Below are 26,421 nucleotides of genomic sequence, written 5' to 3' on the forward strand. Positions count from 1 at the left end.
AATTATGCGCGCGCCGGAGCGGCCAGCGTGTTGCGGCCAAGCGCTGCAAACACGGTCTGAACAATGCCCGCCCGATCCAGCCCCGACCGTGCATACATAGCTTCCGGCTTGGCATGGTCAAGGTAAAGGTCTGGCAGCGTCAGCGTGCGAACCCGCAAGCCATGGTCCAGCAGGCCATCGCGGCTGAGGAAATGCAGGACGTGGGAAGCAAAGCCGCCGATAGCGCCCTCTTCCACCGTCACCAGAACCTCATGCTCGCGCGCCAGACGGCGGATCATGTCCTCATCCAGTGGCTTGGCAAAACGGGCATCGGCAACGGTTGTCGAAAGTCCCGCCGCATCAAGTTCATCGGCGGCGGCCAGACATTCCTGCAGGCGCGTGCCAAAGGATAGAAGTGCGACCTTGGAGCCCTCGCGGATAATGCGGCCCTTGCCGATCTGCAATATTTCACCCCGTTCCGGCAGATCAATGCCAACGCCGTCACCGCGTGGATAGCGGAAGGAAATCGGGCCTTCGTCATAGTCCGCGGCGGTGCGCACCATATGGCGCAGTTCCGCTTCATCGGATGCGGCCATGACGACAAAGCCCGGCAATGCCGCAAGGAAGCCCGTATCAAACGAACCTGCATGGGTGGCACCGTCAGCACCGACCAGCCCGGCCCGGTCAATGGGGAAACGCACCGGCAGGTTTTGCAGGGAAACGTCGTGCACGACCTGATCGTAGCCACGTTGCAGGAAGGTGGAATAGATCGCAGCGAACGGCTTGAACCCTTCCGTTGCCAGACCAGCGGCAAAAGTCACCGCATGCTGTTCAGCAATGCCGACATCAAATACCCTGTCAGGAAAGACTTCACCAAAGAGATCAAGCCCGGTTCCGCCCGGCATGGCGGCAGTCACGGCAACAATCTTGTCGTCGTGGCGCGCTTCCTCAATCAGGCTGGTTGCGAAAATCTTGGTATAGCTTGGTGCATTGGCAGGCGGTTTCGCCTGCGCGCCGGTGATGACATCAAACTTGTTGACACCATGATATTTGTCGGCGGCAGCTTCCGCCGGGGCATAGCCTTTGCCCTTTTGCGTGACCACATGCACGAGCACGGGACCGTTCATCGTATCGCGGACATTTTTCAGAACCGGCAAAAGATGATCGAGATTATGCCCATCGATAGGCCCGACATAGTAAAAGCCAAGCTCTTCGAACATGGTGCCGCCAGTCCAGAACCCGCGCACATATTCTTCCGAAAGCCGCGCCTTTTCCTGCAGAAATTTCGGGAGTTTCTTGGCCAATTGCTTGGCGGTCTCGCGGATGGAGCGGTATGTCCGCCCCGATACCAGCCGCGCCAGATAGGCGCTCATGGCACCCGTGGGCGGAGCAATCGACATATCATTGTCGTTGAGGATGACGATCAGCCGCGCGTCGAGCGCTCCGGCATTGTTCATCGCCTCATAGGCCATGCCCGCAGACATGGCGCCATCACCAATAACCGAGATCACATTGCGCTTTTGGCCCGAGAGCTTGCTGGCAACCGCCATGCCAAGCCCGGCTGAAATGGATGTAGACGAATGCGCCGCACCGAATGGATCATATGCGCTTTCGCTGCGCTTGGTGAACCCTGAGAGACCGCCCTCCTGCCGCAAGGTGCGGATACGGTCACGGCGGCCAGTCAATATCTTGTGCGGATAGGCCTGATGGCCGACATCCCAGATGATCCGATCATGAGGCGTATCAAAAACATGGTGCAAGGCAACGGTGAGTTCCACCACACCCAGACCCGCACCGAGATGACCGCCGGTGGTTGAAACAGCATCCACCAGTTCCGCCCGCAACTCCTGTGCCAGCTCAGGCAGATCCGATTCCGGCAGGGCGCGTAAATCCGGAGGGATTATGACGCGGTCAAGCAGCGGTGTTTCCAGTTTCTTCGCCAAAGCACAGGTTCCAGTTCCAGGGTCACTTCTTGCGGTTTCCTAGATGAATTCGGGGCAAGCAGCAAGAAGTGCAGCTTTCTCCTTACCCATGTCAATTTTCAGGCAGGGGTATGAACTCTTCCTCGTCACCCGGTACGATATCAAAACGGCCCGAGCGCCATTCTTCCTTGGCCTGCTCGATCCGCTCTTTCGAAGACGAAACGAAATTCCACCAGATATAGCGCTTCGATGGCATGGTTGCACCGCCAAACAGCATGAAATGCGCACCTTGCGGTGCGGATATGACAATTTCATCGCCAGTTCTGAAAGCCAGCAGGCGGTCGGCGGGAAAACTCTCGCCTGAGATCTCTACCGATCCATCCAGCGTATAGATCGCCCGTTCCTCGGCGGCATTCGCTGGTATCTGGATATGCCCACCCGGTTGCAGGCGGATGTCGACATAGAGCGTTTCCGCATGCTGTTTGACGGACGATCCCGCCCCATGAAACGCGCCCATGACCACACGGGCTTCCATTCCGGCCTCATGCAGGACGGGCAATTCCCCCGCCGCCGTATTGGCAAAGGTCGGGTCGATTTCTTCCAGATGATCGGGTAGCGCCAGCCATGTCTGCAAACCGGATATAGGCAAGGGCTGGGTGCGCAACTCCTCAGGCGAGCGTTCAGAATGGACGATACCGCGTCCCGCCGTCATCAGATTAACATCGCCCGGACGGATGACCATTTCGGTCCCAAGACTGTCGCGGTGGCGGATATTGCCGTCGAAGAGATAGGTCACTGTCGACAGTCCGATATGCGGATGCGGGCGCACATCCAGCGCGTCATCAGGGCGCAGGATTGCAGGGCCCATGCGGTCGAAGAAAATGAACGGTCCGACGAGCCGCCGCTTTGCCGTCGGCAGGGCGCGGCGAACCTGAAAGCCACCAATATCGCTGGTGCGTGGAATGATGAGCGTTTCAATCGAATCAACGGCTGTCGTGTCGCCGGGGTGCGGATCATTGCCGGGGAAAAAGCTCATCAATGCTGCTCCAACCTATTGGAGCCGCATCATAGCGTCTCGCAGCTTACCTGAACAGCCGTGCCTATTCCGGGTCGAGCGGCTCGGTGCCGACGGGCTGGCCATCGCGGCCCAGCCTGATCTTCTCAACCTTGTCCTCAGCGGCACGCAGCAGCGTATCGCAATGTTTTTTCAGGGCTTCGCCGCGTTCATAAATGCGGATGGACTGCTCAAGCGGCACATCGCCGCGCTCCAGATCATCCACAATCTTTTCCAGTTGATCGAGCGCCTGCTCAAAACTCATGGCGGCGATATCGGAGTTGGGTTGTACATCGGCCATGGTTTCAACCTTTCATCAAACGTTTGATATGTGCGCCAGCGGAGAGCGACATGCCCTTGAGGTCGTATCCGCCTTCCAGCAGGCTGACAACCCGGTTCGACGCATACTTCCCAGCTCTTTCCAGCAAAACGCCGGTCGCCCAGTCAAAATCATCCTCGTCCAGATTGATCTCGGCCAGTGGATCACGATGATGCGCATCAAAACCGGCTGAGATGATGATCAGATCCGGTTTGAAACTGTCAATCGATGGCAAAACACGCGTGTTGAACGCCTCGCGAAAGTGCTCGCTTCCGGTCTGCGGCGCCAATGGTGCATTGACGATATTGCCCGCACCGGTTTCATCCTTGGCCCCCGTGCCGGGATAAAGCGGCATCTGGTGCGTGGAGCAATAAAGCACCGACGGATCGTCCCAGAAAATATCCTGCGTGCCATTGCCGTGATGCACATCCCAATCAACAATAGCAACGCGCTCAGCCCCATGCGCCTTCTGCGCGTGGCGAGCGGCGATGGCTGCGTTGTTGAACAGGCAGAACCCCATGGCGCGGTTGCGCTCCGCATGATGGCCCGGCGGACGCGACGCCACAAAAACATTATCCGCCCGGCCCGCAAACACATCATCAACAGCCGCATTGGCCGCACCGATGGCGGTGAGCGCCGCTTCCCAGCTCTTCGGACTGACGGATGTATCCGCATCGACGCGGGTCATTCCCTCCTCCGGCACTGCCTGGCGCACCCGCTCGACGAAATGCTCGGGGTGCGCATAAAGGATGGTCGCTTCATCGCCCAGTGGCGACAGCGTACGATCCAGCGCGTCAAAAGCACTGTCCTCCAAAACCTTGGTAAGCGCACGCAAGCGGTCCGGCCGTTCAGGGTGACCGACAGGCGTTAGATGTTCCAGATAGATCGGGTGCGAATAAAGACGGGTGACCATATCGGCTTTCTGCAACTGTGAATGGACATCAGTACAACCCTAAGGTCGCATGAAGAGAATTTGCACAGACGCCGCGCTTTGCACAAGAGGCAAAGGGCTGATGAGTGCGCCTCTTTCTCCGGTGGCAAAATTCGGACACGTTCAACCGGCGATGGCAAGAATCTCTGAAATTTCGTCGAAAATTCCGACCAACGTCTAATTGACGATGGCTTGCTTGCTATAGGAATATTGTCCTTTTAAGGGATAGTATTCATGACATTGCATGGTGAACATTCTTCCAGAAATCTCCGGCTCCGATGGCACATTTCCGCCAATGAACTGCAACTCAAAGCGCTGAAGATAGCGCCGCATAGCAGCCTGCGCAGCAGGCAATATCGCCAGCTTGAAAACGAGCGGGCGATGCTGGAGGCGGAACTCCGATTTCAGGCGGAAATCGACCTCTGGCGAAAGTATGACCCAGACCAGCCGCGCGAGCCTGCGGGAACCCGCGAAGGCGGGAGGTGGATCGATGGCGGAGGTGCTGGAAACAGCGACGCAACCCAAAACAGTGGGCAGAACTCCTCCAAGCCCTCTGCCAGTTGGTGGGGAAATGCGAGCCGCATCGCATCGCCTTATTTACGGCGGCTACCTAAAGTCGGACAATTGGTCTCTCTCGTCCAATTGCTTGACGATCGTCAGCTTGCCTATCCCTTGGAAGAGGCACTCGCCCAATACAATTCCGCAGTCGCGGTTAAAGATAGAAATACAATACCGTCGCTCACGTTTCGTGCGCGGGCGTTTGACCCGGGTACCAGCCCGCAGCGCGTATTTGCTACCATGAAGGAGCTTGAGCGGGATGAGGCTCGTAAATTGTGCCCGAAATTCATGACTGTCCAAACGCAAACGGATATTGCGCAGTTTGCAGCCGGTCCAAGGTCAGCTTACCGCAGCGCTGCGAACTATGGCACCGCTGTTCACACTAATCTCGAGCATCAAATAAAGGCGATGGAGGATCCCGATTTGAAGGCAGAAGAATCATACATGAAATATCTGGGCGAAATTGCGGGAGGTGCACACCTCAGGAGTGATGTTACCCGAGGTATGAAAGGTTCTCTCCGCATCGATGTGCTGGAAAAAGTAAGCCCCCAAATGGCTTGTGTTTATGACATTAAAACTGGTCATGCGCGTTTGGGTCTGGGCCGCATCAAAGAGATTTCATACGCTGTTGCAAAGAATTTTGGACCGTCAGGCTTTACGATTATCGAAATGAGACCGGGCCAAGGCACGTTCATGGAGGATACTCGGCCATGACTACCGGGGCGCAAATTCGCAAAATGGTAAAACCGTTGCTTGAACGTCATAGCGATCTGGCAATGGTGGGCCGTTTCATGGTCGTTGGACCCATTCATCACCTTCGGCGCGGAATTTACCTGGACTATTGTCGAACACCCGAGATGTTTAACCCAAGAACCGTGGTCGATATCCTCATACCACCGAGTGACGCCGGCTATCTGGGTCGAGGCGATTACCTTACTGACCCCGGAAGGGGCTTTTGGGACGCTACGAATCCCGACGCCGTCCAACGGTTTTTTGATTTGCTCGAAGATAAAATTCTTCCGAGACTGCGCTCCACGAAGACGTTCGATCATTATCGGGTATTGACCGAACGATATCGCGCTTCGGGTGATTATTATGACAGGGATCGTTTCTTTGAAATGCTGATTGCAACGGCAGTTGGCGATTTCGACCTTGCTCAATCTATCGTCGAGCCGTTGCCCGATATGCAATTTTATCTCGCATATTTGGCACCGTCTTTCTATCCCGCACTGCTAGCCAGAGATCGCGCGGAAATTGCAAAAATCCTGCACGCATGGGAAGCCCAGACGATCAAGACATACAAGCTGGAGAAGTTCTGGGAACCGACACCCTTCCCGTTGGAACTTGAGGTGTCCAGATGACCACGATCACGCAAGTCAAAGAAATCATCCAACCGCTCCTCGCGCGCCATGCTGATTTAGCGCTGGTCGGGCGATACCTTATATTGACGCCAGTGCGACATTTCGTTCGTGGCGTCTTTATTGATCGCAGCGGCGATCGTCACATCTTCGTTCCAGCCACCAGCGTCTGTCTCACATACAGCGGATCGACCACTCAGGGTATCGGATGGGGAGACCATTTAATCTATCTCTCTTTCGAAGAGGCTGATCCCGATCTGATCCATAAAAGGAGAAATGATCCCCGCTTTGGCAAATGGGATACCCGCTACCCTGAAAATATCGAGTTGATGCTGCGCTTTATCGAGGCTTCGTTGGAGCCACTGCGTGAGATGACCACCTTCGAGCAGATGATGGCTTTTGCCCAACGCCCCGAGAATAATCTCACCCCATTCGAGTTCATGTATTATGCGCGGTTCCTGCTGGCAGCGGCCATTGGCGACTTTGAAACCGCAAGACATATCATCGAAAAACGAGAGGGAATGCGGCTGAGTCTGGAAGCTCATTACCCCTCGCTCTGTCCGGCCCTCATTGCCGAGGACCGGGCAGAAGTGGCCAAATGCCTGCATGAACTGGAGGCCAAGACGATCAAAAACCTCAAACTATCGAAATACTGGGAATCCACGCCCTTCCCGCTGGAATGACGGGATACCCCGCCTTAAGCCTCACTCAAAGCCTGAGTGAGGTCCGCGATCAGATCATCCGGATGTTCAATGCCGATGGACAGCCGGATGGTCGAATCCAGAACGCCGATCTTCTGCCTGACATCCACAGGCACGCCTGAATGGGTCATGGTAGCAGGATGGCTGGCAAGGGATTCTGTTCCGCCGAGGCTGACCGCCAGTTTGAGGATTTGCAGCGCATTGAGGAATTTGAAGGCTGCGGGCTGGCCGCCCTTGATATCAAAGGAGAAAGTTGAACCGGCCCCCGTGCACTGCGCGGCAAATGTGCGGCCGAGCGGCGAGTTTGCATCGTGGTAGGGCAGATAGTGGATCTTTTCCACTTTCGGATGATCGCGCAGGAAATCGGCGATGGCCAGCGCATTGTTGTTGGCCTTTTCCATGCGGATGCTTAGCGTTTCCAGCGAGCGGCCCAGCATCCAGCAGGAATGCGGATCAAGCTGGGTGCCGATGGCACCGCGCAGCGCCTTGACCTGTTTCATCACGGCTTTCGATCCAAGCGCAGCACCGGCAATGAGATCGGAATGGCCGCCGACATATTTGGTCAACGAATAGAGCGAGATGTCGGCACCATGCTCGATGGGGCGCTGGAACACTGGCCCGAGCAAGGTGTTGTCACAGGCGATAACCGGTGTGTGCCCCTGCTTCTTACCGATCGCATCGGCAACCCTACGGATCATCGCCACATCCACCAGACTGTTGGTGGGGTTGGCAGGTGTTTCGATGAGAATGATGGAAACGCGTCCCTTGGCCATGGCTTGGTCGGCGGCTGCCTGCACGGTGGCTTCGTTGACCCCATCGGCAAAGCCGACTGCCGCCACGCCCATATTGAGGAAGGTCTTGGCGAGCAGCGTTTCCGTGCCGCCGTAAAGCGGTTGCGAATGCAGCACCGCATCACCGGGGCGCACAAACGCCAGCAGTGTCGTGGCGATCGCCGACATGCCGGAGGAGAAAAGCGCGCAGCTTTCCGTGCGCTCATAGACGGCCAGACGATCCTCCACGATCTCACTGTTGGGATGGTTGAAGCGCGAATAGACGAGGCCGGCGCCGACGCCCGCCGGCGGTTCCTTACGGCCAGAGACGAAATCGAAAAAGTCGCGGCCCTCCTCGGCGTTCTTGAACACAAAAGTCGAGGTCAGAAAGACCGGGGGTTTTACCGCGCCTTCCGACAATTCAGGATCAAAACCATAATTGAGCATCAATGTTTCGGGATGCAATTTGTGGTTGCCGATGTGGGTCTTGTACGGATGGGGAGCGGCCATGCGAATCTCCTTGGGCGAATCTTGGGTATGAGAGATGGAGTGTCTTAAGCAAATTATATCAAATGCAGTGATCAATCCTTGCTTTTTGTGATCAAATTGCATTGATTGCGGCAAACAATTGCCAAGAATGAAAAGATATGACGCAGAAAATTGCTGACGAGACTGACAGACGCATTTTGAAGGAATTGCAGGCGGACGCGCGGATCACCAATAATGAGCTGGCCGAGCGCGTCGGGCTGTCGCCCTCGCCCTGCCTGCGGCGTTTGCGGCGCATGGAGGAAGCGGGAATCATCCGGGGCTATACGGCGCTCGTCGACCCGGTGATTGAAGGCTGGACCATGGCAGCCATCGCCACGATCCGCCTCAGCCGCCAGCATGAGGACGAGATCGTCATGTTCGAGGAAGCCATTCGTGGCTGGGACGAAGTGCTGGAATGCCACCTCGTCACCGGCTCGCGCGATTATGTGCTGAAAGTGATGAGCGCCGGGCTGGAACAGTATGAGCGCTTCATCAAGGAAAAAATCGCCCGGCTGAAATGTGTGGCATCTATTGAGACGAGTTTTGTCATGAACACGATCAAGGAACGCCGGGTTTAGGGGGCTGATGTTGCAGGGTTGTTGGTTCGTGGTTCGTGGTTCGTGGTTCGACAAGCTCACCATGAGGGAGAGTGAGGATGCAACGCTAATCGCAAAGATTGGGCGCAAAAAGATTTAGCGCTAAAGGTGCAGCGCAAAGGTTGCGGAACTTGGCTCCCTTTCATCACCCCTCTCCCTCATGGTGAGCTTGTCGAACCACGCGCGATGTTGATGCAGCCATCAATTCAATAGCCAGACGCGAAAGCGAGTGTGGTGATGGGGGAGTATGTTCCGCAATTGAAATGTTGATGGATACAATCACCCCCCTCTGTCCTGTCGGACATCTCCCCCACAAGGGGGGAGATCACATTGACGGTAATGCTTTCCCATAACCGGAAACGTTGCAGATTGTGCAAAGGCGGCGATACAGCTGATCTCCCCCCCTGTGGGGGAGATGTCCGACAGGACAGAGGGGGGTGAGCACCACAGCTGCATGGTTCGTGGTTCGTGGTTCGTGGTTCGTGGTTCGACATAACAACCATGAGGGGCTTGGGTGGATGCACCGCTAATCGCAGAGATTGTAGTGCAAAAGGATGCAGCGCTAAGGGTACAGCGCAAAGATTGCGGAACTTGACTCCCCGCAACCCACCCCTCTCCCTCATGGTTGTTATGTCGAACCACCAAGCAATTCCGCAACATCCGACTGAACCGCCACCGCGATCTGCTCGGCGGTTTCTAGGGTGACATTCATCTGCCCAGCTTCAACGCGGCTGACATAAGCCTGATCTGCGCCAATTCGCATGGCCAGTTCTTCCTGCGAAATGCCAAGAGCACCCCGTCGTTCCTTCACCGCCAACCCAAATCGCTTTTTGATATCCATAGGTGGCACGAAGCCGCTTGACAGCGATTTCTTCCATGTATTTTAATACATATTTTTAAGCTAACGGCTTGTGCTGGTCAGCGGAGTACAGATAATGAACGACTACAATTTCTGGGCTCACTTGCTTGATACGTTTCGAGCTTCCCCGGACTGGATCAAGGCATTATGGCTACTGGTCCCGCCTGCCTTTGTGCTTGGACTGATGGCGCTGACGCTGCGGTTTAGGATCGACAGCAAGCGGGTAAACAGAGTGTTGGATGGAGAACTTGTTTATTCAGTCCATCGCGATGCGCAAAACCGGGTTCATATTATCAGCCATGTAAAGCAGGTGGGTGATAACCCTGCGCTGCTTTTCCTCGATCAGGGACCGAGCGAAGCGTTTGAATATGCCGAGAGTGATCCGCCTGCAAAACGTTAGTTTATACAATCATACGAGAGAGATTTGCAGCGCTATCGGTTCGTGGTTCGACAGGCTCACCATGAGGGAGAGGGGTGATGAAAAGGAGCCAAGTTCTGCAATTTAGGTCATTCTGCAACGTTGGTGATTACCTTTGCAGCTTCCCTCTCCCTCATGGTGAGCCTGTCGAACCACGCACCGAGAGGTTTTTACAACTTATCAACGAAAAGAATCGAGCCCCCTCAACCCATCTCAGCCTAGATAATATCCGTCCGCGTAATCTGGATACCAAACCCCTCAAGACCGACATAATGGCGTTCGCGTGAAGACAGCAGCCGGATTGAGGTGATGCCGAGGTCTTTCAGGATTTGCGCGCCGAGGCCGATCTGGCGCCATTCTTCCTCGCGGACCTTGGCTTCGGCGTGGGCTTCGCGCTCCTGCAGGGTGGCGCGGTTGCGGTCGTCGTCGCGGCCAACGCCGACGGAGCCTTCACGCAGATAAACAATCACGCCGCGCTTTTCCTCGGCAATGCGCTTCATGATGCTGTCGAGCGTGTTGCGGGTGCCGAACACGTCGCTGAGGATGTCCTCGCGCTGCAGGCGAACAGGCACATCCTCGCCGTCGCGGATATCGCCATAGACGATGGCCGCATGGTGCATCGGCTCCCATGGCAGCGCATAGGTGATGGCCTTTGCCTTGCCGGCACAGGTATCGATCTCATATTCGCCGATGCGCTCGATCAGGGTTTCCTTGCGCTGGCGATAGGCGATGAGGTCGGCCACTGTCACCTGATGCAGGGTATGGGTTTCGGCAAAGCTGGCAACTTGCGGGCCGCGCATGACCGAACCATCATCATTGACGAGTTCGCAGATGACGCCAACCGGCGGCAGACCAGCAAGCTTGCACAGATCAACGGCGGCTTCCGTATGGCCGGAACGCATCAGCACGCCGCCCTCGCGGGCGATCAACGGGAAGATATGACCGGGACGCACAAAGTCGGTCGCGCCCGCATTGGGATTGGCCAGATTGCGCACGGTCAAGGTGCGGTCATCGGCGGAAATGCCGGTGGTGGTGCCGTGCTTGTAGTCGACCGTCACCGTGAAGGCGGTTGAATGCGGCGCATCGTTCTCGGCCACCATGGGTGTGAGGTTGAGGCGCTTGGCGTGTTCGCGCGGCATGGGTGTGCAAACGATGCCTGATGTATGGCGCACGATGAACGCCATCTTTTCCGGCGTGCAGTGAACGGCAGCAACGATCAGATCGCCTTCGTTCTCGCGCCCGTCATCATCCATGACAACGACGATTTCACCGCGTTCGAAAGCGCGCAGCGCATCGACGACCCGTTTTTGATTGTAAGCCATTGTTGCGCCTCTTGCTTAAATGCGACCGGTCTGGCCGCGATGTCTGAGATAATGATCGGCAATTGCGCAGGCAACCATGGCTTCGCCAATGGGTACAGCGCGGATGCCAACACAGGGATCGTGGCGGCCCTTGGTCATCACATCCACCTGCTTGCCATCGGCATCGATACTCTGGCGCGGGGTGAGGATTGATGATGTGGGCTTGACGGCAAAGCGCGCGACAACCGGAGCGCCACTGGAAATGCCGCCGAGAATGCCACCGGCATGATTCGACAGGAAAATCGGCTTGCCGTGATTGTCCATGCGCATCTGGTCGGCATTTTCCTCGCCGCTAAGCTTGGCCGATTCGAAACCGTCGCCGATTTCAACGCCCTTCACCGCATTGATGGACATGAGATAGCTGGCAATATCCTGATCAAGCTTGCCATAGACAGGCGCGCCGAGACCGGCAGGCACGTTTTCCGCGACAATCTCGACAACTGCACCAATGGACGAACCGGCCTTGCGGATACCATCGAGATATCCGGCAAAGACATCGACGGAGCCGGGGTCCGGTGTGAAGAACGGGTTATTATCCACCTCGTCCCAATCCCAGCGATCACGGTCGATGCTATGAATACCCATACCAACAAGCGCACCGCGCACGATCAGGCCGGGCACGACCTTGCGGGCAATGGCACCGGCGGCGACGCGCGCTGCGGTTTCGCGGGCTGATGAGCGGCCGCCGCCGCGATAATCGCGAATGCCATATTTCACGTCATAGGTATAATCCGCGTGGCCGGGGCGATACTGGCGGGCAATATCGCCATAATCCTTGGAGCGCTGGTCCGTATTCTCGATCATCATCGAAATCGGCGTGCCGGTGGAGATCATTGTCACACCGTCATCCTGCAGCATGAAACCGGACAGGACCTTTACCTGATCGGGCTCGCGGCGCTGGGTGGTGTATTTCGACTGGCCCGGCTTGCGCTTGTCGAGATAGGCTTGAATCTCGGCCTCGCTAAAGCTTATGCCGGGGGGACAGCCGTCAACCACGCAACCAAGTGCGATTCCATGGCTTTCACCCCAGGTTGTGACACGAAAAAGATGACCGAAAGTATTATGCGACATGAGGGTATCCGGTGTTGCGTCAGGGGGTTTTATGAGCGTTTACGCCTGTGGTCAAACCCGCCGCTGAAATTCCTTGTTCCGCCACGAAAAAAGCAATTGTTTTGCCACAGTTGGACGCTTTAAGTTGAGCAACAAATCGGCCACCAGATTTTGATTAAAGAGGATATCAAAATGCGTTTCATCGTCGCAACATTCATGTTTGTCGCTTCCCTGCTTCCAGTCGGCGCGCTCGCCGACGATGCGCAGGGCACGATCACCAAAATCGATGAAGTCAATTCGACCATTACGCTTGATGATGGCAAGGTCTACAAACTGCCGGGCGAGTTCGATTTCAGCGCCATCGACAAGGGTATGAAGGTCACAATCATGTTTGATCTGGTCAATAAAGAGCGCTTTATCACCGATATTGAAGAGACGGTGCAATAAGCATCTGTTTCCAATGATTTAGACCTGGGTGGTTACATCCAGGTCAGGCGGCCCTTTTCAAGGCGCAGAATTTTATCCTGAGTGATGGAAAGATTCGCGGCATCGTGGCCATCAAGTCCTTCGACCATCTGAAAAATTGTCCGCATACAGCCACCATGTGTCACGCACACGGTCGGCTCCCGGACTTCCGATAGCCAGTTTCCCATCCGTTTTGCCAATGTTGCATAGCTTTCAGCCGTTGGGCCGGGTGGAATAAAATTCCATTTGTCCCTGGCGCGTGCGGCGACCATTTCGGGCGAGCGGAGTTCAATATCCGCCATCATATAGCCCTGCCATTCGCCGAAATTCACTTCCATAAGGCGGTCATCGGTGCGGTAGGCCCATGGGTCAATGCCCATGCGTGTTCTGATCCGCTCCATCGTGTCGCGCGTGCGGCGCAGGGGGCTGGCGACAAAGTCAAAGCCTGCACCCTCACCGATCAATGATTTCAGGAGGTCGCCATTGCGCACGGCCTGCAACTGGCCGCGCCCATTGATATCGACGTCTTCCTGCCCCTGAATGCGTTCGGACACGTTCCAGTCTGTCTCGCCGTGACGCGAGAAATAAACAATCGAGTCCGGCAAATGCACTTTAAGGTCAGTCCTTGACGACAGAGATATCCGGTGCGTCCACAGCCTTCATGCCAACGACATGATAGCCGCTGTCGGCATGGTGAATTTCGCCCGTTACCGAGCGCGACAGATCAGAAAGGAAATAAAGACCGGCATCGCCAACTTCCTCGATCGTAACGGTACGGCGCAACGGCGCGTTGTACTCGTTCCACTTGAGAATATAGCGGAAATCGCCAATACCTGATGCTGCCAGCGTCTTGATCGGGCCAGCGGAGATCGCGTTGACGCGGATATTATCCGGGCCAAGATCAACAGCCAGATATTTCACACTGGCTTCCAGCGCTGCCTTGGCGACACCCATGACGTTGTAGTTCGGCATGACTTTTTCTGCGCCGTAATAAGTCAGCGTCAGGATCGAGCCGCCATCGGTCATCAGCTTTTCAGCACGCTTGGCAACGGCTGTCAGCGAGAACACCGAGATCAACATGGTCTTGGTGAAATTTGCTTCCGATGTATCGACATAGCGGCCAGTCAGTTCATCCTTGTCGGAGAAGCCGATGGCATGCACCAGAAAGTCGATCTTGCCCCATTTTTCTTCCAACGCCGCAAAACACGCGTCGATGGTCGAGGCATCAGAAACATCACAATGGCCGCAAAGAAATGCGCCAAGTTCCTGAGCCAGAGGCTCCACACGCTTCTTCAGCGCATCACCCTGATAGGTAAAAGCAAGTTCGGCACCGGCATCATGGGCAGCCTTGGCAATGCCCCAGGCGATCGACCGATTATTGGCAACGCCCATAATAAGTCCGCGTTTACCTTGCATCAAACCAGTTTTGGCGGTCATTTACCAACCCTTCACGAAAGACATATGATTGATTTGCGGTATCGCACAGCCCGCGCCGGGCTTCAAGCATCGTGTCAGTTTCGTCAAGGATTTTCGGGAACCGTTGATTTTCAGAGACTCGAATCGCGCAGAAATGCTTCCAATGCGGCGTCACCATGCTCGGGCAACATGACGCGAACATGAACAAAAAGATCGCCATGACCATCCGGCTTCTTCGGCAAACCCTTGCCTTTCAGCCGTAAAACCCTGTCAGAACTGGTCCAAGGCGCGATTTTTACCGCCACACGGCCATTTAAAGTCTCAACTTCCTCACGCGAACCCAGCGCCGCATCACGCAACGCCACGGGCAAATCCATGTGCAGGTCGTGGCCTTCCACTTTGAACTTCGGATGCGGCTTGAAACGGATTGTAACCAGCGCATCGCCAGGTGTTCCGCCCGGAATTGCCTCACCCTGACCCTTCAGGCGAATCGTTTGACCGTTTTCAACCTGTGCGGGAAGCTTGATCGCCAGTCTTTTGCCGTTCGGAAAGACAGCCTCGACTTTCTCGGCACCAACGGCCTGTTCGAGCGTCACATCAATCGTTGCCTGCAGGTCCGTGCCCTTGCGTGGCCCGCCGCGACGCGCTCCGCCACCAAAGCCGCCGGCACCTTCGCCGAACAGGTTGCTGAGAATGTCTTCCGCATCAAAACCAGCATTGCCGCTGCGGAAGTCGAACCCACCCGAGCGCGCGCCGCGTGCATTGCCGAACCCGGCAAAAGGATCACCACCGCCACCGGAGAAGCCTTCAAACCCTTGCGGGGCGCGCTGCTTGCCCTCGGCATCAATCTCGCCCCGGTCGAATTGACCACGACGTTCCTTGTCGCCGATTATTTCATAGGCCTGGTTGATTTCAGAGAAATTTGCCTGCGCCTTCGGGTCATCCTGATTTTGGTCAGGATGATACTTTTTGGCGAGCTTGCGAAACGCCGATTTGATTTCTTCAGGCTTCGCCGTCTTGGCGACGCCCAGCACGGTATAGGGATCGCGCATGTGTGTGCCTTTCCACTGGCATAAACGGAAGTGCGTTGGGAGTTGCCCTGTATATGCCCATCAATAGGAAGAAATTCCAGAGTTTCTGTCAAGAAATCTGCAATTACCACCCGATTCTATCGAAAATATCATTCAGTTGCAGATAATTACAATGGAGCGAAGGATTTCAATGTCCATTGCCCGCCATTCTGCATGCAGGTCTCGCCCTTATAGAGCATGACGCCATCAAAGGATTCGCGCGATGTCTGGAATTCGCGGCAAAGGCCCGTATCGGTCTTTTTCTCGGCAATGGCTGTGATCGTGCCTTGACTGCCGGTCTCCGGATTGGACCAGGGCAGCGGCTTGTTGCCCCATTGCGTGAAGTTCAGGGCAGACACAATATTGCGGACGGTAGACTGGTCTGCAGCACCCTTGGCATCGACCGGTGGTACCGGAGCAACCGAGCCTGTCACAGTCGCCTTGTCAGGCACCGCACTCTCAATGCTGAAGCTTTTCATTGCGCAGCCGGAGAGAAGGCAAAGTGCAAAAACAGCGGCGACCGGCGCTGTCCGCACCGAAATTTTCGCCCCAAGGTTCCTGATATCTGGTATTGCCAGTGCCAAACGCATATCTCTCTTTAACAAGGTCAACCAGCAATGACTATGGGTGAAATGAAGTTAACAACCGATGACTTCACGGAAAAAAACGAACCCTTCGCGCTCTTCGACGAATGGCTGAAGGACGCCACCAAAACAGAGCCCAATGATCCCAATGCTGTCGCGCTGGCAACGGTCGATGGTGATGGCCTGCCTGATGTTCGCATGGTTCTTCTCAAAGATTTTGACGAACAAGGCTTTGTTTTTTATACAAATTTTGAAAGTCAGAAGGGTCAGGAAATACTTGGCTCAATGAAAGCTGCCATGTGTTTTCATTGGAAAACGCTGCGCCGTCAAGTGCGCATACGCGGCCCTGTGGAAATTGTCAGCGACGCCGAGGCCGATGCCTACTATGCCACGCGGCCGCGCGGCAGCCGTATCGGTGCATGGGCTTCCAAGCAATCGCGCCCGCTGGAAAGCCGCTTTGCGCTGGAGAAAGCTGTGGCGGAATACACGGCCCGCTACGCCATCGGCAACATACCGCGTCCAGCCCATTGGTCCGGCTTTCGCATTCGCCCGACCTCAATCGAGTTCTGGCATGACCGGCCTTTCCGGCTGCATGACCGGGTGGTCTTCAGCCGCGAGACGCCTGAAAGCGACTGGGACAGCAAGACGCGGCTTTACCCGTAAAGCTTAACCTTTCTTGCGGGTAAGAAAGGCCATCAGGGCGTTACGCGCCTCATCAGACTGGAGCCGTTCAGCGAAATGTCCGGCTTCCAGCTTGATGCGCTCGACAGTCTCGGCGCGCGGCATCCGCAGCAGATCGCGCGAAATTTGCATGGCTTCCGGCGGCTTGGCGGCAATTTCCGTGGCGACGGCCAGAACCGTGCTTTCCAGCTGGTCCGCTTCAACGATCCTGTAGACGAGGCCAACTTCCTTGGCTTCTGCCGCACTCAATCCGTTACCCACGGCCAGAAAGGCAAAGGCCTGCTGGCGGCCCATGAGGGCCGGTCCAAGCAGGCTTGAGCCAGCCTCGGGCACGAGGCCCAGATCAACAAAGGGCGTCTTGAACAGGGATTGCGGCGTGGCGAATGTCAGGTCGCAATGGAAGTTGAGCGTTGTGCCGATACCGATGGCAAGGCCATCCACACCGGCGACAATTGGTTTCTTGCCATTGGCCAGCGCAAGAAGAAAATCAAAAACCTCAGTGCCCATGGTGCCCGACGTGGCAAAAGCCATGAAATCCTGCAGATCATTGCCCGAGGAGAATGCACCCGGCACACCGAAGAAGACATGGGTGCGGATTTCCGGGTCCGCATCACCTTCCACCAGCGCCTTGGTCATCGTCGCATACATGGCGCGGGTCAGCGCATTCTTCTTGTCGGCCCTGAACATCCGGATGGTCTGGACGGCGCCATGGCGCTCGATCAAAATATGGTCTGACATGGTGTTTCCTTATTGAAGAGCAGCGCGGGCGCCAAGCAGACTTGGTGCACCGGTGAGGACGCGATCTTTCAGCGCCGAGGTTTCATTCAAAAGATTTTCCGTAAAGAACCGCGCCAGAGCCGTGCGTCCGGTATTGTCGCCGCCGAGCGCGCCCTTGGCGAGATAGGTCGCCCCGGCGGCAAGGCCGAAAAGGCGCAGATACGGCGTCGCGCCAGCCAGCGCATCACTGACTTTGCCATCGGCAAGCGCCTTTTGCAGCCAGAGCGTTGCGGCTTCGAGATCGTCAAGACCGGCCTGCAAGCGCTCACCTGTCTCACCAAAGTCAGTGCTGTTGCTGGCGGATACAGCCTCAGCGACTTTGCGCAGTTCGGCAATATAATCCTTCACATGATTGCCGCCACCAAGCGGCAGCTTGCGCTGGACAAGATCAATGGCCTGAATGCCGTTGGTGCCCTCATAGATCGGCGCAATGCGCGCATCGCGCAGAAGCTGCGCTGCACCGGTTTCCTCGATAAAACCCATGCCGCCATGAATCTGGATGCCGATGGAGGCAACATCCACGCCCACATCGGTGGAAAAGGCCTTGGCAACAGGCGTCAGCAGATTGGCGCGGTCAGCCCAATGCCTCGCATCATCGCCGGAGCCCGTATGCGACATATCCAGCGCATGGGCGCAGGCATAGGAGATGGAGCGGGCAGCACCGGTGAGGCCCTTCATGGTCAGGAGATTGCGCTGTACATCCGGGTGTTCGATGATCGGGCTCATGCCCTCGCCGGTCCAGCCGGGCGCGCGCATCTGGCGGCGCTCCTGCGCGTAGCCAAGCGACTTCTGATAGGCAGCTTCCGCCACCGCAACGCCCTGAATGCCCACGGCAAGACGGGCATTGTTCATCATGGTGAACATGCAGGCTAACCCACGGTTTTCCTCACCGATCAGCCAGCCAATGGCGCCCGGCTTTGCATCTTTCGCAAAGCCATCGCCATAGATCATTGTGCAGGTCGGCGAGCCATGAATGCCCAGCTTGTGCTCGACACCGCTGCAGAACACATCATTGCGTGCACCAAGCGATCCATCGGCATTCACCAGGAATTTTGGCACCAGAAACAGCGATATGCCCTTGGTTCCCGCGGGCGCATCGGGCAGGCGCGCCAGAACCAGATGGATGATGTTGTCTGTCAGGTCATGTTCGCCATAGGTGATGAAAATCTTCTGGCCAAAAATACGATAGGTGCCATCATCAGCCCGCTCGGCGCGCGAACGCAAAGCCCCAACATCGGAACCCGCCTGCGGTTCGGTGAGGTTCATGGTTCCCATCCACTCGCCGGAAACCAGCTTTGGCAGATAGGTTTGTTTCAGATCGTCCGTCGCATGGGCGTCAACCGCCTCGATTGCACCCAGCGTCAGCATTGGGCCAAGGCCAAAGGCTATGGAACCGGCATTCCACATTTCGAGCGCCGCTATAGCAAGCATCATCGGCAGGCCCTGCCCGCCAAACTCTTGCCTGCCCGTCAGCCCATTCCAGCCCGCACCGATCCAGTCATTGTAAACGTCTTTCCAGCCGGGAGGCATGGTCACCTCAGCATCTTTCAGCGGTGTTCCATACTTGTCGCCAACCTCCAGAAGCGGCGCAACGCGGGTTGAGGCGAACTTGCCTGCTTCTTCCAGAATGGCGTCAACCAGATCATCGGAGAGATCGCCAAAACGCCCTGCAGCAATGGCCTCATCCAGTCCGGCAATTTTCTTGAGAGTATATGCGATTTCCTCGACGGGTGCCCGGTACATTGATCACATGTCTCCTCATCCAGTGATGCTGGGTCGTAGTGTCAGGACATTGCAACCCTCGGCAAGGCAAGGCAAGTGGATTTTTACGTAAACGTAAGAAAATTCACTTTTTGGCAACCTCGGGATTGGTGTCATTGGATGTATTGAGCCTGCCGGTCCGCATTCCGGACAATCGGCCTTGGACCTAAATTGTCATGCGCAGGATATGGTTTACGGCATTTTAACCATAAACCAGCGACCATACGCTCTTGTATCTGAAGTGCCAGACAACGAGGTGTGAAGGGATACCCATTTGACGATCCGTGCGCAGGTTTTTGCCCTTGCTGCCATTGTCGCCGCGCTGCTTTCCAGCGCCCCTTCCCGTGCGGACTCGCAATTCCAGACACCCTGGTCCAATCAGGACCGTGCCATCGTGCTTGATGGTTACGAGCATAATTCCTTCAATCTGCCTGAGATCATCAAGGACCCGCGCGTCGCCGCCTTCATCCACAAGGGCTCCGACGGAATGCCCGCCACTTATCATTGCGGGCGGATCGCCGATGTGAAGGATCAGGAGATATGCCGGCGCATCTGGCGCAATTATGCGGTGTCGCGCGAGCTTTACCAAACGCGGCGCGCGCTGGCCAAAGCGCTCGGGCTGAAATGGGGTTCCTACCATCTCGCGCGTCCCGGCAACCCTGTCGAACAGGCAAATCACTTTATCGATTATGCGGAGCCAACCAGCGATGAGTTGATGGCACTCGATATCGAGGACAATGACCCTACCCGTTTCATGTCATTGCAGGATGGCCAGATCTTTGCCGAGCAGATCAAGCTGCGCACCGGTCGCTATCCCGTGCTCTATACCAACGGCACCACGGCAAAATACATTGCCGATCACCGGCTTCAATTTCCGGTTCTCTCCCGCCTGCCGCTCTGGTATGCGCGCTATGAAACTGACATCGCCCCGCATTTTCCCAAGGGCAACTGGCAGGATTATGCGCTCTGGCAATTTACCTCGCAAAGCAATTGCACGAAAACACGCTGCCCCTATCGCCCAAATGGTACAAACCGCGATATCGACGTCAACATTGCCGATATGACTGTGGCCCAGCTCAAACAGGCATGGCCGTTTGATAATCTCATTCCAGCCGTGGTGCCTGATGACATGCCGAGGCCCGGCGAACGGCCACCCCTTACCGATGATATATTGATGGCATCAATGGAGCCGCCACTTGTCGATTATCGCCAGCTTCTGCGCGCTCCGCAGATGCTGGCGGGAGTAGCTGGCCGTTTGCTCGCCGATGCACAGGCTTATCTTGACCATATGGACGACACCCCTGAAGCAATCGACACGATGCTAACCGCCTCCATTACCCCTCAGCCCGTTGAAAAGCTGACGGTGGCGGCAATCAAAATCAGTCTGCAGCAGCCTAAAACTGCGGCTGGCGAGCGTCCCGACAGCCAATTGATCGCCGGGATAGTCAGTTTCTGTTTTGATGACGCCAAAGCATCTCGTGGCCGCTGGCCCGCCTATGCAATGCAGCGCTGAATTCCGGGGGCGTTCAAGATATCATTTGGAACGTCGGCGCGTAGCGCGCTTGGCATCAAGGGCAGCACGGTATGCCGCCTTGACCCAGTTCAGCAATTCGTCCGGATCGTCGATAATTTCATCGGACAGCGTGTAATAACTCGCAACCCTTACGGTTTGCGACTGCCCGGCATAAGTGAATGGCAAGGCATCCATGGCTTCGAACTTTGGACGTGTCTCATCATCCACCCGCAGATACAGCGCGCCCTTCATGACGAAAGCGAACTGGATACCTTCCAATGCAAGCCCTGCTCCGCCAAAGAAACGCTTTACCTCAACTGGCCCCATAACCACGAGGCGCTGCGCCACTTCCAGCGCTTTCTCGCGCGCAGACAAAAGACTCATGCCAAACTCTTCCCACTGTTCCGCTTTGCGGGAGTTCAGTTGCTAACGCTGTCCTCAAGACACCTATACCGGTCGCTTGCACAACCTTCCAGTACAGCCGCAGGAATCACCTTGGCTTGCCATCAGGACTGAGAATTTGCTGCATGAGTTATTGTATGAGCGGAACTTGCGAAAACAGGCGCCTGTCACCAGACGCCTGTTTTCATAGATAAGATCGGCACCAAACTCAGGAGAAAATGACGTCATTCGCCGAGATATTAGCAAGCGTCACGCCTTCGATAAGGATACCGTTGGTGTCACTGCCAAAGCTGACATAGACGCCCGCGGCGGTATCGTGTGAGGCCGTCAGAAAGCTTGCATAGTCGTGGATGCCCGTAACGCTGTCGGGACCAAATCCACGCAGGCCAATGACGTCGCCGCCTGCAGTATCAAAATCTGATATGTGGTCGATGCCACCATTCAGGCGTGCCGTTGCCTCGTCCCAGACAAAGGTGTCGGCGTCACTGCCGCCCTTCAAGATGTCCGCGCCAACACCACCATCCAGAGTGTCCTTCCCATACATACCGTTCAAGATATCATTGCCTTCGCCACCTTCCAGAATGTCGTTGTAGGCACTCGGAATTGTCACGAGATCTTCACCGTTAAGCGTGTCATTGCCAGCACCGCCGACCAGATGATCAGCACCACCACCGCCGTTCAGCACATCATCACCGCCACGCCCATCGATATAGTCATCGCCGCTCGCACCGGGTCTGTAGGCATCATAGCTTCCCAGCTCGTCATTGCCATCGGCGCCATATAGCTTGACGCCCTGATAACCACCGAATACCGAGACGTGAAACTCTTCAACCGTTGAGTAACGCGCTGCATCGAATGTGAATCCTTGCGACGTCGAGGAAAAATGCAGATAGGCTGTATCGTAGCCATCTCCACCATCCAAACCACCTGTCCCGCCTTCTGAATAAACAGTGAGACGATCATTCCCGGCGCCGCCGTGAAGATTGGCATTGCCTCCCAGGTAAGGCTCGTCCGAGCTGCCATCCGTCAAAGAATCGTCGCCATTACCGCCGTCGAGGAGGACATCCCATCCACCATTGGTGAAAACGCTGTCATTACCGTCACCACCAAACAGTTGATCATCGCCGGAGCCACCACCCATATAATCGTTTCCGGCCCCACCTTTGATAATGTCGTTGCCGGAACCACCGTAAAGAACGTCGTTGCCGTCGCCGCCGTTGAGATTATTGTTGCCATCGCCGCCGCTGATCCAATCATCACCACGGCCACCAGCCAGACTGTCATTGCCTGCATCGCCCCAGATCTTGTCGTTGCCGTTGCCGCCATCGACGTAATCATCGCCTGCATCGCCGTGGATTTCATCATTGCCGCCGCCGCCAAACAGCATATCCCGGCCGTCACCACCAGAGATGACATCATTGCCCTCTCCGGCTTCAACACGGTCATTGCCCGCACCTGCGTTGACATTGATCTGGGCAAAACTGGTCGCAATTATCGTGTCATTGCCGCTGCCGGTCTTCAGTTCCAGCTGTTCGATATCGACGAAATAGAGATGATTGGTCTGAACAGCCGGATCGCCAAAGACGAAGTGGCCACTGGAGCCATTAAAAGTCACCGCCTGGGTGGAACTTGTGAGGTCAACTGCGAGCGTATCCGTACCGGCACCACCGCGTGCGGCACCGCCTACGCCAATGAAAGCCAGCCGGTCATCGCCATCGCCGCCTTCAAGCTGGTCGAAACCGCTTGAAGTGGTCAGGACATCATTGCCAGCACCACCATAGAGGAAATCATTACCAGCACCGCCATCGAGTGTGTCATTGCCGCCAAGTCCCCAGAGGTTGTCGTTCTCATCCGTTCCAAGCAGGTTATCGCTTGCTCCAGTACCAACTATCTTAGCCATTGTGTTCGTCCTCCCAGACGTTGCTCGTGTTTAACTATCCTCCAACTGCATTGCGCCGCCCCATCAGGGGCGACGCATCAGACCTCACGCTCAAGAGAAAACAACATCGTCAGGCGAGAGGTCGGCAAGCGTGACATGCTCAATAAGAATGCCGCTGGAATCGCCATCGAAGCTGACATAGACGCCATCGGCCGTGTCATGCGCTGCAGCAAGGAAGCTGTCAAAATCATGAATGCCGGTGCCGCTTGCGGCGAAATCGTGCAGATTGATCACATCTTCCGCCACGTTGAAATCAGCGATGTGATCAACGCCGCCAATGGTATTTCCATTGAACTCAAACGTATCTGCACCGGTGCCACCAATCAGTTGATCAGCGCCCGCGCCGCCATCCAGATGATCACTGCCTGAGCCGCCCTTAAGAACATCGTCGCCAGCACCGCCGAGCAGTACATCATTGCCGTCGCCGCCATTCACCGTATCGTTGCCCGCGCCGCCATCAATATGGTCGTCGCCGCGGCCGCCATTCAGATTGTCCTTGCCATCATCGCCCCAGATGCTGTCATTGCCATTGCCGCCATCGACAAAGTCATTGCCCGCATCGCCATGCAGTTCGTCATTGCCGCCATTGCCATAGATGACATCATTGCCGGAACCGCCAAACACCGTGTCATTGCCCTCGCCAGTTTCGACGTGGTCATTGCCAGCGCCTGTATTGACCTCGACCTGAGCAAAGTTCGTGGCGATAATCTTGTCAGCACCGCCACCTGTCGTTAGCTCCAGCCGTTCCAGATCAACGAAGTACAGATGATTGGCCGCCACCGTCGGATCGCCGAAAACAATGTGACCGGCTGAACTGTTCAATGTGACCGGTTCAGAAGAATTTGAAGCATCAACCGCCAGCGTATCCGTACCGGCACCGCCGCGCGCTGCACCGCCAACGCCGACAAACGACAGACGGTCATCACCATCACCGCCCTCAAGCTGGTCGAAACCGCTTGAGCTGGTCAGGACGTCATTGCCGGCCCCGCCGTAGAGATAATCGTTTCCAGCACCACCATCGAGAATGTCGTTACCGCCAAGTCCCCAGAGATTGTCGTTCTCATCGGTTCCCTGCAGAGTATCACTTGCACCACCACCAACTATTTTCGCCATTGATTTGTCTCCCAACAACTTGCGATGGCGGAGTATATGTAAGGATTAATGACAAGCAAGTGTCGTTTTCTAGATGTAATGAAGATTAAATAGACTGTTTTTACTTGCAAAATATTTCAAATTTAAAAGTAAAATTTTCACTTTTTCATGTAACAGTACATTTGAATATATATTGCCAATGAAGCGCGTATTCTCAATATTTCCATCAGTTAATCCCTGTGCAATGCACAATATAAATTCATGCGCCATGCATGGCAGATGATGCCCTGATGAGGTGACCTCAAAGCCACACTGCGGCAACATTTTTTTCTCCTGCCCATCCGGTGCAGCAAAACAGCGGTATTCTGGAACATCCTTTGGCACGAGCGCCCGGCGCAAGGCGGTTCCTTGCGGCAAAAACGCAATGCCCATATCCAGATATTGCGGCCGCTTCCCCAGAGTTATCCACGCTAAAAATCCAAATTAATCATCTGTTCAGGTTAACAAGACATTCCGGAAATCGTGAGAATTGCAGCTGGTGAAACGATGCTAGTTTGGCGCCATCAGCCGCAATCCACCGTTTCGCAATGAGATAATGACCCAACGTCGCCCACGCGCCCAAAACCGTATCCTGATCGTCATGGCCTGTTTCATCGGGATTTTCAGCGTTATCAGCGGACGGCTGGTGTTCTACGGCATGAAGGACGATCCGGTTGACTATGCCGGGCCAACCGGCTCCATTCTCGCCTCTCGCCCTGATATCGTGGATCGCCATGGCGCGGTATTGGCAACGGATATCAACTCCGTCTCGCTTTATGCCGAACCGCGCAAGATCATCGATCCGGATGAAGCCTTCGAACTGCTGTCCACCGTGTTGCCCGACCTTAACTTTGAACAGACCTATGCCCGACTGAAAGGCAATGCGGGGTTTGCATGGCTCAGGCGTGGCCTGACGCCAAAGCATAAAAACCAGATCATGGCGCTTGGCATTCCCGGCATTGGCTTTCGCACCGAGAAATCCCGTTTCTATCCGGGCGGGCCAACGGCAGCACATATTCTCGGGCTTGTGAATATCGACAATCAGGGCATTGCCGGTATGGAGAAGTATATTGATGGGCAGGGCCTGACCGATCTGCGCGATCTTGGCCTTGCGCATGGACGCACACTCGCGCCGGTGAAGCTTTCCATTGATCTGCGCGTCCAGCATGTGGTGCGCGATGTACTGGTTAATGCCATCGAACGTTACCGCGCCATCGCGGCGGGGGCCGTGGTGCTCGACGCCAGAACGGGTGAGATTCTTGCCATGGGCTCCGTGCCGGATTTTGACCCGAACAACCCGTTCAATGCGCTGGAAAAAGACCGGCTCAACCGCATGTCCGCTGGCGTCTACGAGATGGGGTCGACCATCAAGACCTTCACCACCGCCATGGCTCTGGATTCCGGCAAGGCAGACTTGAACAGTACCTTTGACGCCACCCGGCCGATCACCATCGGTCGTCAGACCATCCACGATTTTCATGGCAAGCGCCGTGTTCTAACCCTGCCGGAGGTTTTTCTGTTCTCGTCCAATATCGGTTCGGCCAAGGAAGCGGATATTGTTGGCATTGAAGGACACCGCGAATTTCTGGTGCGGCTCGGCCTGCTTGACCGCCTGCAGACGGAGCTGCCCGAAGTGGCGCGTCCAACCGAGCCGAAAGTCTGGAAGAAGGTTCATTCAATCACGATCTCCTTCGGCCATGGCATGGCAACCACACCGCTGCAAACAGCCGTTGGCGCGGCTGCCCTCCTCAACGGCGGAATGCTGATCGCACCGACATTCCTGCCGCGCACCATCGAGGAGGCGCAGACCATCGCCAAGCGGGTTGTGAGCAAGCGGACAAGCGACGATCTGCGTTACCTTTACCGCCTCAACGCGCAAAAGGGCACCGGCGGTTCGGCCAGCCGCACACAGGTTCCCGGTTATCGTGTTGGCGGCAAGACAGGCACTGCCGAAAAGGTCATCAATGGGCGCTATTCCAAGGATGTGCGCTTCAACACTTTCATCGCGGCCTTTCCGATTGAAAATCCTGAATATATCGTCCTCACGATCATCGATGAACCGAAACCTGTCGAAGGACAGGTCGCCGCCGGTGCAGGCCTCAATGCCGCGCCGATGGCCGCTGAAATTATCCGCCGTTCGGCCAATATTCTCGGCGTGCTACCGGTGTTCGAGACAGCAGCAGACTAAGATCAAGTCTGATCAGCCAGGTGAATGCAGAATTGAGATTGCAAGAGCAGACAACACAGTGCAATCAGGTTCATTGATCGTTTAATGACT

General features: G+C 55.8%; 26 protein-coding genes and 1 pseudogene. 9 read left to right on the forward strand and 18 right to left on the reverse strand.

The genetic code is table 11. The features are described from left to right. Nucleotides 1-2: 2 nt before the first annotated feature. From dxs to BLU05_RS14120, 4 genes are all read right to left on the reverse strand, one after another. Entirely contained in the window at nucleotides 3-1,922 is a 1,920-nt protein-coding gene (dxs, locus tag BLU05_RS14105) for a 1-deoxy-D-xylulose-5-phosphate synthase (RefSeq protein ID WP_091880917.1), read from the reverse strand. 91 nt (nucleotides 1,923-2,013) lie between these two features. After that, a complete protein-coding gene (locus BLU05_RS14110; protein WP_091880918.1) occupies nucleotides 2,014-2,937 on the reverse strand; it encodes a pirin family protein in 924 nt (307 codons plus the stop codon). A 64-nt stretch (nucleotides 2,938-3,001) separates the two neighbouring features. Further along, nucleotides 3,002-3,256 carry an exodeoxyribonuclease VII small subunit gene (locus BLU05_RS14115; protein ID WP_091880920.1) on the reverse strand — a complete coding sequence of 85 codons (255 nt, stop codon included), beginning with the start codon at nucleotides 3,254-3,256 and terminating at the stop codon, nucleotides 3,002-3,004. Nucleotides 3,257-3,260: 4 nt separating this feature from the next. Next, nucleotides 3,261-4,187, reverse strand: coding sequence for a histone deacetylase family protein (locus BLU05_RS14120; protein ID WP_091880921.1), 927 nt, complete (start codon nucleotides 4,185-4,187; stop codon nucleotides 3,261-3,263). 252 nt (nucleotides 4,188-4,439) lie between these two features. Here BLU05_RS14120 and BLU05_RS14125 point away from each other — a divergent pair, with 252 nt between their 5' ends. From BLU05_RS14125 to BLU05_RS14135, 3 genes are read left to right on the forward strand one after another with little or no spacing between them, the layout of a single operon-like run. Beyond that, entirely contained in the window at nucleotides 4,440-5,477 is a 1,038-nt protein-coding gene (locus tag BLU05_RS14125) for a hypothetical protein (RefSeq protein WP_091880923.1), read from the forward strand. Continuing rightward, nucleotides 5,474-6,124, forward strand: coding sequence for a hypothetical protein (locus BLU05_RS14130; RefSeq protein WP_091880924.1), 651 nt, complete (start codon nucleotides 5,474-5,476; stop codon nucleotides 6,122-6,124). The genes BLU05_RS14125 and BLU05_RS14130 overlap by 4 nt, the downstream gene beginning before the upstream one ends. Further along, a complete protein-coding gene (locus BLU05_RS14135) occupies nucleotides 6,121-6,804 on the forward strand; it encodes a hypothetical protein (RefSeq protein WP_091880926.1) in 684 nt (227 codons plus the stop codon). The genes BLU05_RS14130 and BLU05_RS14135 overlap by 4 nt, the downstream gene beginning before the upstream one ends. A gap of 14 nt (nucleotides 6,805-6,818) precedes the next feature. Here BLU05_RS14135 and BLU05_RS14140 read toward each other — a convergent pair whose 3' ends face one another. Next, nucleotides 6,819-8,102: a cystathionine gamma-synthase family protein gene (locus BLU05_RS14140; RefSeq protein WP_091880928.1), complete on the reverse strand. Its 1,284-nt coding sequence runs from the start codon at nucleotides 8,100-8,102 to the stop codon at nucleotides 6,819-6,821. A 137-nt stretch (nucleotides 8,103-8,239) separates the two neighbouring features. Between BLU05_RS14140 and BLU05_RS14145 the strand changes: the two genes are divergently transcribed. Beyond that, nucleotides 8,240-8,698: an Lrp/AsnC family transcriptional regulator gene (locus BLU05_RS14145; RefSeq protein WP_091880930.1), complete on the forward strand. Its 459-nt coding sequence runs from the start codon at nucleotides 8,240-8,242 to the stop codon at nucleotides 8,696-8,698. A gap of 646 nt (nucleotides 8,699-9,344) precedes the next feature. Here the strand turns inward: BLU05_RS14145 and BLU05_RS14155 are convergent. Further along, nucleotides 9,345-9,557 carry a helix-turn-helix domain-containing protein gene (locus BLU05_RS14155; protein WP_091880933.1) on the reverse strand — a complete coding sequence of 71 codons (213 nt, stop codon included), beginning with the start codon at nucleotides 9,555-9,557 and terminating at the stop codon, nucleotides 9,345-9,347. Between the two features lie 94 nt (nucleotides 9,558-9,651). Here BLU05_RS14155 and BLU05_RS14160 point away from each other — a divergent pair, with 94 nt between their 5' ends. Further along, the gene (locus tag BLU05_RS14160) at nucleotides 9,652-9,975 is read left to right on the forward strand and encodes a hypothetical protein (RefSeq protein ID WP_091880935.1); all 324 of its coding nucleotides are present in this window, start codon (nucleotides 9,652-9,654) and stop codon (nucleotides 9,973-9,975) included. 236 nt (nucleotides 9,976-10,211) lie between these two features. Here the strand turns inward: BLU05_RS14160 and ribB are convergent, their stop codons facing one another. Both ribB and aroC read right to left on the reverse strand, forming a co-directional pair. Then, a complete protein-coding gene (ribB, locus tag BLU05_RS14165; RefSeq protein WP_091880937.1) occupies nucleotides 10,212-11,315 on the reverse strand; it encodes a 3,4-dihydroxy-2-butanone-4-phosphate synthase in 1,104 nt (367 codons plus the stop codon). Nucleotides 11,316-11,330: 15 nt separating this feature from the next. After that, nucleotides 11,331-12,425 (reverse strand): chorismate synthase, encoded by a 1,095-nt coding sequence (gene aroC, locus BLU05_RS14170; protein WP_091880939.1) that lies wholly within the window; start codon nucleotides 12,423-12,425, stop codon nucleotides 11,331-11,333. A 171-nt stretch (nucleotides 12,426-12,596) separates the two neighbouring features. Between aroC and BLU05_RS14175 the strand changes: the two genes are divergently transcribed. Further along, nucleotides 12,597-12,851, forward strand: coding sequence for a DUF1344 domain-containing protein (locus BLU05_RS14175; protein WP_091880941.1), 255 nt, complete (start codon nucleotides 12,597-12,599; stop codon nucleotides 12,849-12,851). Between the two features lie 32 nt (nucleotides 12,852-12,883). Here the strand turns inward: BLU05_RS14175 and BLU05_RS14180 are convergent, their stop codons facing one another. The 4 genes from BLU05_RS14180 to BLU05_RS14195 form a co-directional block, all read right to left on the reverse strand. Then, entirely contained in the window at nucleotides 12,884-13,474 is a 591-nt protein-coding gene (locus BLU05_RS14180) for a histidine phosphatase family protein (protein ID WP_091881195.1), read from the reverse strand. A gap of 13 nt (nucleotides 13,475-13,487) precedes the next feature. Further along, a complete protein-coding gene (fabI, locus tag BLU05_RS14185; RefSeq protein WP_091880942.1) occupies nucleotides 13,488-14,306 on the reverse strand; it encodes an enoyl-ACP reductase FabI in 819 nt (272 codons plus the stop codon). A 110-nt stretch (nucleotides 14,307-14,416) separates the two neighbouring features. Beyond that, complete coding sequence (locus tag BLU05_RS14190) at nucleotides 14,417-15,337, reverse strand: DnaJ C-terminal domain-containing protein (RefSeq protein ID WP_091880944.1); 921 nt, start codon at nucleotides 15,335-15,337, stop codon at nucleotides 14,417-14,419. A gap of 146 nt (nucleotides 15,338-15,483) precedes the next feature. Next, on the reverse strand, nucleotides 15,484-15,945 hold the full coding sequence (locus tag BLU05_RS14195; protein ID WP_244518347.1) for an RT0821/Lpp0805 family surface protein: 462 nt from the start codon (nucleotides 15,943-15,945) through the stop codon (nucleotides 15,484-15,486). Between the two features lie 33 nt (nucleotides 15,946-15,978). On the opposite strand from BLU05_RS14195, the gene pdxH reads away from it, so the two are divergent. Continuing rightward, nucleotides 15,979-16,602 (forward strand): pyridoxamine 5'-phosphate oxidase, encoded by a 624-nt coding sequence (gene pdxH, locus BLU05_RS14200; RefSeq protein ID WP_091880946.1) that lies wholly within the window; start codon nucleotides 15,979-15,981, stop codon nucleotides 16,600-16,602. Between the two features lie 3 nt (nucleotides 16,603-16,605). On the opposite strand, the gene BLU05_RS14205 is transcribed toward pdxH, so the two are convergent. Together BLU05_RS14205 and BLU05_RS14210 are read right to left on the reverse strand one after the other, a co-directional pair. Then, the gene (locus BLU05_RS14205) at nucleotides 16,606-17,358 is read right to left on the reverse strand and encodes a crotonase/enoyl-CoA hydratase family protein (RefSeq protein WP_091880948.1); all 753 of its coding nucleotides are present in this window, start codon (nucleotides 17,356-17,358) and stop codon (nucleotides 16,606-16,608) included. Between the two features lie 9 nt (nucleotides 17,359-17,367). Next, complete coding sequence (locus BLU05_RS14210; protein WP_091880951.1) at nucleotides 17,368-19,140, reverse strand: acyl-CoA dehydrogenase family protein; 1,773 nt, start codon at nucleotides 19,138-19,140, stop codon at nucleotides 17,368-17,370. Between the two features lie 292 nt (nucleotides 19,141-19,432). Between BLU05_RS14210 and BLU05_RS14215 the strand changes: the two genes are divergently transcribed. Then, on the forward strand, nucleotides 19,433-20,671 hold the full coding sequence (locus BLU05_RS14215; protein ID WP_091880953.1) for a glycoside hydrolase family 25 protein: 1,239 nt from the start codon (nucleotides 19,433-19,435) through the stop codon (nucleotides 20,669-20,671). 21 nt (nucleotides 20,672-20,692) lie between these two features. On the opposite strand, the gene BLU05_RS14220 is transcribed toward BLU05_RS14215, so the two are convergent. From BLU05_RS14220 to BLU05_RS14235, 4 genes are all read right to left on the reverse strand, one after another. After that, nucleotides 20,693-21,055, reverse strand: coding sequence for a TfoX/Sxy family protein (locus BLU05_RS14220; RefSeq protein WP_091880955.1), 363 nt, complete (start codon nucleotides 21,053-21,055; stop codon nucleotides 20,693-20,695). Nucleotides 21,056-21,281: 226 nt separating this feature from the next. After that, nucleotides 21,282-22,973 carry a calcium-binding protein gene (locus BLU05_RS26565; protein ID WP_091880957.1) on the reverse strand — a complete coding sequence of 564 codons (1,692 nt, stop codon included), beginning with the start codon at nucleotides 22,971-22,973 and terminating at the stop codon, nucleotides 21,282-21,284. Nucleotides 22,974-23,063: 90 nt separating this feature from the next. Further along, a complete protein-coding gene (locus BLU05_RS14230; protein WP_091880958.1) occupies nucleotides 23,064-24,125 on the reverse strand; it encodes a calcium-binding protein in 1,062 nt (353 codons plus the stop codon). A 69-nt stretch (nucleotides 24,126-24,194) separates the two neighbouring features. Further along, nucleotides 24,195-24,536, reverse strand: a complete 342-nt coding sequence (locus BLU05_RS14235) for a hypothetical protein (RefSeq protein WP_091880959.1) — start codon at nucleotides 24,534-24,536, stop codon at nucleotides 24,195-24,197. 160 nt (nucleotides 24,537-24,696) lie between these two features. Here BLU05_RS14235 and BLU05_RS14240 point away from each other — a divergent pair. Continuing rightward, nucleotides 24,697-26,408, forward strand: a pseudogene (locus BLU05_RS14240) (penicillin-binding protein 2); the annotation flags it as partial. Nucleotides 26,409-26,421 lie beyond the last annotated feature (13 nt).

The sequence above is a fragment of the Phyllobacterium sp. OV277 genome (assembly GCF_900104355.1).
Taxonomy (GTDB): domain Bacteria; phylum Pseudomonadota; class Alphaproteobacteria; order Rhizobiales; family Rhizobiaceae; genus Phyllobacterium.

Coding starts and splice junctions, on each gene's coding strand:
- BLU05_RS14110 (WP_091880918.1), bottom strand. CDS start 2,937: ATGAGCTTTTTCCCCGGCAATGATCCGCACCCCGGCGACACGACAGCC.
- BLU05_RS14115 (WP_091880920.1), bottom strand. CDS start 3,256: ATGGCCGATGTACAACCCAACTCCGATATCGCCGCCATGAGTTTTGAG.
- BLU05_RS14120 (WP_091880921.1), bottom strand. CDS start 4,187: ATGGTCACCCGTCTTTATTCGCACCCGATCTATCTGGAACATCTAACG.
- BLU05_RS14125 (WP_091880923.1), top strand. CDS start 4,440: ATGACATTGCATGGTGAACATTCTTCCAGAAATCTCCGGCTCCGATGG.
- BLU05_RS14130 (WP_091880924.1), top strand. CDS start 5,474: ATGACTACCGGGGCGCAAATTCGCAAAATGGTAAAACCGTTGCTTGAA.
- BLU05_RS14135 (WP_091880926.1), top strand. CDS start 6,121: ATGACCACGATCACGCAAGTCAAAGAAATCATCCAACCGCTCCTCGCG.
- BLU05_RS14140 (WP_091880928.1), bottom strand. CDS start 8,102: ATGGCCGCTCCCCATCCGTACAAGACCCACATCGGCAACCACAAATTG.
- BLU05_RS14145 (WP_091880930.1), top strand. CDS start 8,240: ATGACGCAGAAAATTGCTGACGAGACTGACAGACGCATTTTGAAGGAA.
- BLU05_RS14155 (WP_091880933.1), bottom strand. CDS start 9,557: ATGGATATCAAAAAGCGATTTGGGTTGGCGGTGAAGGAACGACGGGGT.
- BLU05_RS14160 (WP_091880935.1), top strand. CDS start 9,652: ATGAACGACTACAATTTCTGGGCTCACTTGCTTGATACGTTTCGAGCT.
- ribB (WP_091880937.1), bottom strand. CDS start 11,315: ATGGCTTACAATCAAAAACGGGTCGTCGATGCGCTGCGCGCTTTCGAA.
- aroC (WP_091880939.1), bottom strand. CDS start 12,425: ATGTCGCATAATACTTTCGGTCATCTTTTTCGTGTCACAACCTGGGGT.
- BLU05_RS14175 (WP_091880941.1), top strand. CDS start 12,597: ATGCGTTTCATCGTCGCAACATTCATGTTTGTCGCTTCCCTGCTTCCA.
- fabI (WP_091880942.1), bottom strand. CDS start 14,306: ATGACCGCCAAAACTGGTTTGATGCAAGGTAAACGCGGACTTATTATG.
- BLU05_RS14190 (WP_091880944.1), bottom strand. CDS start 15,337: ATGCGCGATCCCTATACCGTGCTGGGCGTCGCCAAGACGGCGAAGCCT.
- BLU05_RS14195 (WP_244518347.1), bottom strand. CDS start 15,945: ATGCGTTTGGCACTGGCAATACCAGATATCAGGAACCTTGGGGCGAAA.
- pdxH (WP_091880946.1), top strand. CDS start 15,979: ATGGGTGAAATGAAGTTAACAACCGATGACTTCACGGAAAAAAACGAA.
- BLU05_RS14205 (WP_091880948.1), bottom strand. CDS start 17,358: ATGTCAGACCATATTTTGATCGAGCGCCATGGCGCCGTCCAGACCATC.
- BLU05_RS14210 (WP_091880951.1), bottom strand. CDS start 19,140: ATGTACCGGGCACCCGTCGAGGAAATCGCATATACTCTCAAGAAAATT.
- BLU05_RS14220 (WP_091880955.1), bottom strand. CDS start 21,055: ATGAGTCTTTTGTCTGCGCGCGAGAAAGCGCTGGAAGTGGCGCAGCGC.
- BLU05_RS26565 (WP_091880957.1), bottom strand. CDS start 22,973: ATGGCTAAGATAGTTGGTACTGGAGCAAGCGATAACCTGCTTGGAACG.
- BLU05_RS14230 (WP_091880958.1), bottom strand. CDS start 24,125: ATGGCGAAAATAGTTGGTGGTGGTGCAAGTGATACTCTGCAGGGAACC.
- BLU05_RS14235 (WP_091880959.1), bottom strand. CDS start 24,536: ATGGGCATTGCGTTTTTGCCGCAAGGAACCGCCTTGCGCCGGGCGCTC.